At 73.1% G+C, this 7,361-nt stretch carries 8 protein-coding genes and 1 pseudogene; 3 read left to right on the top strand and 6 right to left on the bottom strand.

All coding sequences use genetic code 11. The features are described 5' to 3' along the window. Positions 1-4: 4 nt before the first annotated feature. Together E1265_RS30640 and E1265_RS30635 are read left to right on the top strand one after the other, a co-directional pair. A pseudogene (locus E1265_RS30640) lies at positions 5-912 on the top strand (arylamine N-acetyltransferase). Positions 913-1,168: 256 nt separating this feature from the next. Beyond that, positions 1,169-1,756: an alpha/beta hydrolase gene (locus E1265_RS30635; RefSeq protein ID WP_132934232.1), complete on the top strand. Its 588-nt coding sequence runs from the start codon at positions 1,169-1,171 to the stop codon at positions 1,754-1,756. Here the strand turns inward: E1265_RS30635 and E1265_RS30630 are convergent. Beyond that, positions 1,734-2,000, bottom strand: a complete 267-nt coding sequence (locus E1265_RS30630; protein WP_132934231.1) for a DUF4287 domain-containing protein — start codon at positions 1,998-2,000, stop codon at positions 1,734-1,736. The genes E1265_RS30635 and E1265_RS30630 overlap by 23 nt on opposite strands. 11 nt (positions 2,001-2,011) lie before the next feature. Further along, positions 2,012-2,401, bottom strand: a complete 390-nt coding sequence (locus tag E1265_RS30625; protein WP_132934230.1) for a VOC family protein — start codon at positions 2,399-2,401, stop codon at positions 2,012-2,014. 110 nt (positions 2,402-2,511) lie between these two features. Here E1265_RS30625 and E1265_RS30620 point away from each other — a divergent pair, with 110 nt between their 5' ends. Beyond that, complete coding sequence (locus E1265_RS30620) at positions 2,512-3,426, top strand: LysR substrate-binding domain-containing protein (RefSeq protein ID WP_243741230.1); 915 nt, start codon at positions 2,512-2,514, stop codon at positions 3,424-3,426. A 196-nt stretch (positions 3,427-3,622) separates the two neighbouring features. Here E1265_RS30620 and E1265_RS30615 read toward each other — a convergent pair whose 3' ends face one another. The 4 genes from E1265_RS30615 to E1265_RS30605 all read right to left on the bottom strand — a co-directional run. Beyond that, complete coding sequence (locus tag E1265_RS30615; RefSeq protein WP_132934229.1) at positions 3,623-3,979, bottom strand: DUF427 domain-containing protein; 357 nt, start codon at positions 3,977-3,979, stop codon at positions 3,623-3,625. 70 nt (positions 3,980-4,049) lie between these two features. Then, on the bottom strand, positions 4,050-5,168 hold the full coding sequence (locus E1265_RS30610) for a diacylglycerol kinase family protein (protein WP_347877264.1): 1,119 nt from the start codon (positions 5,166-5,168) through the stop codon (positions 4,050-4,052). 27 nt (positions 5,169-5,195) lie between these two features. After that, entirely contained in the window at positions 5,196-5,540 is a 345-nt protein-coding gene (locus tag E1265_RS40845) for a phosphatase PAP2 family protein (protein WP_347877263.1), read from the bottom strand. Positions 5,541-5,631: 91 nt separating this feature from the next. Then, positions 5,632-7,361 (bottom strand): SpoIIE family protein phosphatase (locus E1265_RS30605; RefSeq protein ID WP_132934228.1); only part of this gene is annotated, 1,730 nt, incomplete at its 5' end.

Below are 7,361 nucleotides of genomic sequence, written 5' to 3'. Positions count from 1 at the left end.
GGGCGTGGGAAGGGGGGAGGGGCGACTAAGGCTGATCGTCCGCTCGAACGGTGAGAGGGAGCATGATCGACGTCGACGGGTATCTGGCCGTGCTGGGAGTGGCCGGCCCACGGCCCCAACCGCCGAAGTGCTGCGGGCACTGCACCGGGCGCACGTGGAACGGGTCGCCTACGAGACCCTCGACAACCAACTGGGACGGCGGACGGGCATCGACGCCGCGGAATCCGTGGCCCGGATCCTGCGCGGGCGCGGCGGCTACTGCTTCCACCTCAACGGGGCTTTCGCCGCGCTGCTGACGGCCCTCGGCTACGAGTGACCCTGCACCGGGCCGGGGTGCAGGACGAGGTCGAGGACCCCGAGGGCCCGGGCGGCGACCATCTCGCGCTCACCGTGGGGTTCGACGGCGAACGGTGGCTGGTCGACACCGGTCTCGCCGGCGGAATGTACGAGCCGCTGCCGCTGCGCGAAGGCACTTACACCCAGGGGCCGTTCACCTACGCGATGGCCCCGTCGGTGGTGGTGCCCGGCGGCTGGCGGTTCACCCATGATCCCCGCGGCGCCTTCACTGCGATGGTCTTCGCGCCGATGCCAGTGGAGCTGTCCTCCTTCGCCGCGGAGCACCACCGGCTGTCCACTTCCCCCGAGTCCGGATTCGTCCGGGTCCTCCAAGCCCAGCTCCGCGACGCCAAGGGCGTGGACATGCTGCGCGGCTGTGTGCTGCGACGGATCGACGCCGAAGGCACGCACGAGCGGACCATCGACTCGGCCGACGACTGGTACGACGTGCTGGCCGACGTGTTCCACCTGAACCTGACCGACGTCGCCGCCCCCGAGCGGGCGGCGCTGTGGCACCGCGTCCACACCGCGCACCAGGAGTGGGAGGCCGCGGGGCAGCGTGCGGCAACCCCCTGACGGCACGGCCGACTCGCCGGTTCCCGCCCGCCTGTGACCGGGCACGCCGTCGCCCGGAGCGATGCGGGTGGACAGGGGACACGGTCCGGGTGGCGGCCCCTGCCGCCCGGAAGGATCGCCGGGTCACCCTGGCCGCACCGCGCCACGACCCGCACCTGGACCGCGCCCGCACCCGCGAACTCACACCAGGCCGGAAGACCGCCCATCGCGTTCTCGCCGACCACGATCAGCCGGACAGCTCCGGTAGCGTGCGACCATGCCTGATCCCTCCCCGGTGGCCTTCCCCACCCGCTTCGACGGTGCGCGAGACCGTGTCGCAGTCGTCGTTCCAGGCGTCGGCTACTCCCCCGCCAGGCCGCTGCTGCACTTCGCTCGTAGCGTGCTCCTCCAGCACGGCTGGACGGTCCAGGAGGTGTGGTGGCAGGTCCCGGATGACTTCCCGCGGTTCACCGTGGACGACCGGATCGCGTGGGTGGAGCGGCAGGTCACCCGGGCCATCGACGCTGAGGGAGGGGCCTGTCGCCTCCTCGTCGGCAAGTCCCTGGGCTCGCTCGCCTGCGGCATCTCCGCTGATCGGGACATCGCGGCAGCCTGGCTCACGCCCGTCCTGACAATCGACCGGGTGGCCCGTGCGCTCCAGCGAGCCAAAGCGCCGACCCTCGTCATCGGTGGTAGCGCCGATGAGCTGTGGGATTCACGGATCGCCGCGTCCCTACGGCACGTCCTGGAGGTCCCGTCAGCGGATCACGCCCTGGAGCTCGCGCACGACGCCGCTGGATCCGTTGATGTACTGCGGCGGGTCGTCTCACGGTTGGACCGCTTCATCGGCTCTCTCGCCCGTTAGACGTCACTGGACGAGAGCGCCCGGGCAGGCTCTGGCCGATCGAGCGGGTGTGTGCGACGAGGGCGTCGGCGTGGCCGTGGCCGAGGCCGTGTTCGGTCTTCAGCCAGGCGACCAGTTCCGAGTGCCGGGTGAGGGGGGAGGCGCGGATGAGCCGCACCCAGTGGGCGATGGGCTGACCGTACTTCTTCTCAATGGAGGGGAAGTAGCTCGCCGGGCCCTTGGCGCGGGTGGTGGGTTCGGTCATGGTTTCTCTCCTCAGTCCTGAGCGGCGTCCTCGGGGTACCAGCGGAGTTCGACGGTGTTGCCGTCGGGGTCGCGGACGTAGAGGGAGATCCCGGTGCCGCGGGCGCCGAAGCGGTCCACCGGGCCCTCGACGACGTCGAAGCGACCCGAGTCGATGACATCCTGCCAGTCGAGCGGTTCGACGACGAGGCAGAAGTGGTCGACGTTGGACTCGCCGCGGCGTCGGGGGATGAGGTCGATGATGGTGTGGGCGGAGACCCGGACGGAGGGGAACGGGACCTCGCCCGCGCGCCACCGCTCGACGCGGACGGGATCCAGGCCGAGGGTGCCGCAGTAGAAGTCCAGGGCCCGTTCGGGATCGTCGGTGTTGAGAACGAGGTGGTCGAGTCCGGTGATCCGCATGGCTGATCGCTCCCTGTCTGGGTTCGGGGGGTTGAGGTGCTCTACGATCCCCCGGCGCGCGCGGCCGACCAAGCCCCGATCGGTCTAGGATCGTTGAGCCCGGGTAAACGATGAGAGTGCGGAGATGGGGCGCGGTGCTGGAGCGGCACGAGCTCGAGTGCTTCCTGACGCTCACCGAGGAACTGCACTTCGGACGCACCGCCGAGCGGCTCGGGGTCACCACGGGCCGGGTCAGTCATGTGATCAAGAAGCTGGAGCGGCGGGTGGGTGCGCGGCTTTTCGAGCGCACGAGCCGGGTCGTGCGGCTCACCCCGGTCGGCAGCCAGCTCGCGGACGACCTCCGCCCGCATGTCGCCGGCATGGCGGAGGCGCTTCGCCGGGCCGTCCAGGCCGGGCGCGGCGTGACCGGGCGGCTGCGGGTCGCGTATGTCGGCGATGCCACGGCGACGGTGCTGATGCGGGCGGTGAGCCTGTTCTCCGAGCGGCACCCCGACTGCGAGGTGCTGGTCAGCGAGGCACATCTGTCCGGCACGCGGGCCGGCCTGCTCGACGGCTCGATCGACGTCCTCATCGCCTCGTTCCCGTTCGACGGCATGGCCAACGGGCCCACGCTGATGCGGGAGCGGCGCCTGCTGGCGGTCCCGGTCGGCCACGTGCTCGCCGAGGCGGAGTCCGTCTCGCTCGAGGCGCTCGCCGATCACCCCGTCGTGCAGTACCCGGCCGTCACCTCCGCCGCGTTCAAGCGCGACCGCACCCCCGACCACACCCCCTCGGGCAGGCCGGTCCGCAAGGGCCCCTCGGGGAGCACCTACTCCGAGATGCTGTCCCTCGTGGCCCTCGGCAAGGGCGTGCTCCCGGTCGGGGAGCTCACCCGGGAGTACTCGAGGCGTCCCGACATCGCCTACGTCCCCATCCATGACGCCCCGCCCATCCGCCGGGGTCCCGTCTGGTTGGAGGCGAACACGACCGCCCGGGTCCTGGCGTTCGTCCGGGCGGCCGCGGACGCCAACCCCCAGGCGCCGTGACCGTGCGCGGCGAGCGCGACCGCGTCCTTACACGGCCGTGACCCCGGCGCCCGACGCGGCCGGCGCCGCGCGCCACGAACGACGGCGTAGGTTGATGAGCGTGATGCGGGCGACGTGGGCGGCGTCGGTGTTCCCGGTCGTGTCCCACTCCCTCGCTGGTTCCGGTCCGGCCCTTCGGACAGCGCGCGGGAGCCGGTCAGTCGGGCAGCACCTGGATGTCGGCGTGCGCGTCGTAGAACGACAGATAGTCCCTGATGGCGGCGACGCCGGGCAGTGGTTCGGGGTACTCCCAGGCGACGTCGGCGACCGGGCCACGCTCGTCATGGAAGGCCCAGTAGGAGGCGGTGCCCTTGTAGGGGCACGTGGTGTGGGTCGCGGTCGGTTCCAGGAGGGTCATGTCGACGTCCGCGCGCGGTACGTGGTAGCGCACCGGCAGTCCCGTCTCGTGGACCAGGAGCGGGCGTCGGGTCTCGGCGACCACCCGGTCCCCGATCGTGACGCGGACTCGTTGGTCGCCGTGGACGGCGGTGACCGTGTGGCGTGTGGCGGACATCGGTGTTCCCTAACGTCCCGGGCACCCGGCGGGCGCCTCGTCGTGGTCGAGGATGCCACCGCGCCGTCCGTCAGGGCACGCCGGTGGACAGGCGCCGGTATACGGCGAGGGGTTCCGGGTACTTGTCGAGCAGCAGTTCCCTCGGCGCGGCGGCGGTCTCCCCGTCGTAGGCGATCGCCCCGCCGTCGGGCAGCGCGGTCAGCCGCAGGCTGGGCAGCCGGACCGCGGTGTGGACCCGCGAGTAGGCGAGGGTGCCGGTCAGGGCGGTCAGCGCGAGGCGGGTTCTGGCGAGCGGCTTGTCGGCGGTGACCACCCGCACGTCGAGCAGCCCGTCGTTGAGCTGGGTGCGGTGGTAGGGCGCGAAACCCTCGGGCGAGTACAGGCCGTTGCCGGTGAACAGCAGCCAGAGCCGTTTCGGGCGCCCGTTGAGCGCGACCTCGAACGGCTCGGCCGTGGTGAGCACGCGGACCAGGGAGATCGCGGCCGATGGCCATCTGTCCCAGGCGCCGAGCCCGGCGTGTCCACGCAACTCCTCGCGGGCGCGGATGAGTTCGGGGTAGATGCCGAGGCTGAAGGTGTTGAGGAAGTACCGGTCGGCGCCCGAGGTGGCGGGGGCGGGGCGGACGCGGGCGACGTCAACGCCGACGGCCTCGCCGGCCATGACCGCCTCCGCCGTCTGGGAGAACCCGCCGATGCCGGTGTCGAGCGCGAAGTGGTTGAGCGTGCCGCCGGGGAAGACGGCGAGCGGCAGGCCGCGCTCCGCGGCCTGGGCCGCCGCCGCGTTGACCGTGCCGTCGCCCCCGCGGACGCCCAGGGCGCGCGCCCGGCCGGCCGCGGTGGCGAGCACCGCGGCCAGGTCCTCGTCGGGTCCTGGCTCGACCACCTCGGCCCCGGGAAGCAGCTTCCGTATGCGGTCGCCGTCGGCCGAGGGTCCCGAGCCGGCCTCCGCGTTGACCACGACGACCAGGCCGGCGCCGCCAGGCAGCGCGGGTGCCGGCGCCCGCCGGTGGGCGAACGCGCCGGCCGGCGGTCGGCGCGGCAGCCAGCGGCTGGTCGCCAGGGCCGAGCCCGATCCGAGCAGGCAGCCGGCCAGCACGTCCGCGGGGTAGTGGACGCCGACGTGGACCCGGGAGGCGGCGACGGCCGCCGCGACGGGCGCCACGAGCAGGCCATGGCGCCGGGACTCCATGGCGACCCCGGTGGCGAACGCCGCCGCTCAGGCGGCGTGGCCGGAAGGGAAGGACGTGGTCCGCGGCTGCCGCTTCAGCCGCCTGGGCAGCGGCACGGCGTCGATGAGCGGGCGCTCCCGGCTGGTGACGTACTTGATGACCGTGTTGGTGACGAAGGAGGCGAGCGCCAGGGCGCCGACGCCGCGCACGGCGGCGCGCCTGGCGGTGCGGTCTCCGGTGGCGGCGAACGCGGCCGCGGTCGCCAGCCACAGCCGGCTGTGGTCGGCGGCGTGGCTGAGCCGCGGCAACACCGCCTGGACGCCAGGCGGGTGCGCGGCGGCGACCCTTTCGAACACGCGCCGGTCGAGGCGACTCACCCATCCCCTGCCCATGTCTCCTCCTCCGCGGGCGGCCGGCCCGCCGGCGGGGCGCCTACCCGGGGGACCCGGCACTATCCGCACGGCCCGCCGACCGCCGGCGGGGTCAGCGGGACGGCCGCCCGGCCTCGATGAGGAGCAGGGCGATGTCGTCGCCGCGCGGCGCGGAACGCTCGGCGTGGGTGACCAGGTGGTCGGCCAGGGACTCCATGGTGCGCCCCTGGTCCTCGGCGAGCTGGCGGGCGAGTTCGCGAATCGCGTCGTCGATGTCGATCCCCGGGGCCTCGACCAGGCCGTCGGTGAAGAGGGCGAGCACCGTGCCGGGCACGAGGGGCAGGTCGACGGTGGAGTATCCGGCGTTCGGGTCGATGCCGAGCAGGAGGCCGGGCGGCAGGTCGAGCACCTCGGTGCGGCCGTCCGGGAGGCGCACCAGGGGCGGGAAGTGGCCGGCCGTGGACAGTCGGACACGGTGCCGCCCGAGGTCGAGTTCGATGTAGAGGCAACTGGTGAACAGGCCGGCGTCGAGGTCGGTGAGGAGCCGGTTGGTGCGGGCGAGGACCTCGCCCGGGGGTGCGCCGGCGGTGGCGTGGACCGCCGTGCGGACCTGTCCCATGATGGCTGCGGCGTCGACGTCGTGCCCCTGGACGTCCCCGATGGCGGCGGCCACGGTGCCGTCCAGCGGGATCAGGTCGTAGAAGTCGCCGCCGATGCCCATGCCGCGGAGGGCCGGGAGGTAGCGGGCCGCGACGTCGATGTCGGGCAGCCGGGGCAGCGTGGGGGGCAGTAGTCCGGACTGCAGGCGCAGGGCGAGCCGGTTCTTGACGTCGTAGAGGCGGGCACGGTCCAAGGCCTGGGCGACCAGGCCCGCCACCGAGGAGAGGACGGCGCGCTCCTGCGGCGCGAACGTGCGCGGGCTGTCGTAGGCCAGCAGGAGCGAACCGATGACACGGTCAGAGGTGACCAGTGGCAGGAAGGCCCACGCCTCCTTGTCATCCTGGTGGACCGTCTCCCGGAAGTCACGCTTGAGGTCGGCGAAGGTCGAGTAGAAGTGCGGCGTTCCGCTGTTGAGGGTGCGGACGGCGGGCGTCGCCGAGGTGAGCGGGACGTTGTCGAAGCGGGCCATGAGCTCGGCGGGGTATCCGCGGTAGCCGGTGATCCGCAGCCTGCCCTGCTGGGCGGTCATCAGGACGGCGGCCTGGGCGCCGAAGGCCGGCATGATCTGGTCGTTGGCCTGGTCGACGACGTCCTGCACGTCGACGGCCTCGGTCAGGGTGGCCGCCAGGTGCATCAGGTTGTAGAGGGCGGTCGCCTCGCTCATCCCGGGGGGCGGCGTGGGGCGCCGGTGGAACTCCGCCCGGGCCGCCGGATCCGGGGTGGCCGGGATGACCCGGACCGTGACGCCCGAGGGATCGGGGTGGAACCGGAAGGACAGCCAATGGTCGGGGGGCCGCAACAGCGTGATCTGGGCGGGCTGACCGCTGATCAGCGCGCCCCGGTGGCCTTCCTCGAAGGCGGGGTCGTTCAGCCACGGCAGGGCCTCCCAGGGCGGCGTGCCCAGGAGGCGTTGGGCGTTGCCGCCGAGGAGGTCGGCGGCGGCCGCGCTGACGTAGGTGAACCGACCGTCCAGGTCGAGTGCGCACACGCCGCCGGGCAGCCGTTCGATGAGTTCCACCGCGGCCGCCGCCTCGGCGGGCCCGGGTGCGGCGGCCGTGGCGCGCTGGCGGGCCACGACCCGTGGCTGCGGTGCGGGGACGAAGGGGCGCCCGGAGTCGGCGGACTGCCGCAGGAGTTCCGCGAGGTCGCGGCAGCACGTGAGCACCGCGTCGCGTTCCCCGG

The sequence above is a fragment of the Streptomyces sp. 8K308 genome, from assembly GCF_004348315.1.
GTDB lineage: Bacteria > Actinomycetota > Actinomycetes > Streptomycetales > Streptomycetaceae > Streptomyces.
The sequence above is the reverse complement of the archived record's forward strand: the minus strand, read 5'-3'. Positions and strand labels throughout refer to the sequence as shown.

Coding starts and splice junctions, on each gene's coding strand:
- E1265_RS30620 (WP_243741230.1), top strand. CDS start 2,512: ATGAGAGTGCGGAGATGGGGCGCGGTGCTGGAGCGGCACGAGCTCGAG.
- E1265_RS30630 (WP_132934231.1), bottom strand. CDS start 2,000: ATGACCGAACCCACCACCCGCGCCAAGGGCCCGGCGAGCTACTTCCCC.
- E1265_RS30610 (WP_347877264.1), bottom strand. CDS start 5,168: ATGGAGTCCCGGCGCCATGGCCTGCTCGTGGCGCCCGTCGCGGCGGCC.
- E1265_RS40845 (WP_347877263.1), bottom strand. CDS start 5,540: ATGGGCAGGGGATGGGTGAGTCGCCTCGACCGGCGCGTGTTCGAAAGG.
- E1265_RS30615 (WP_132934229.1), bottom strand. CDS start 3,979: ATGTCCGCCACACGCCACACGGTCACCGCCGTCCACGGCGACCAACGA.
- E1265_RS30625 (WP_132934230.1), bottom strand. CDS start 2,401: ATGCGGATCACCGGACTCGACCACCTCGTTCTCAACACCGACGATCCC.
- E1265_RS30635 (WP_132934232.1), top strand. CDS start 1,169: ATGCCTGATCCCTCCCCGGTGGCCTTCCCCACCCGCTTCGACGGTGCG.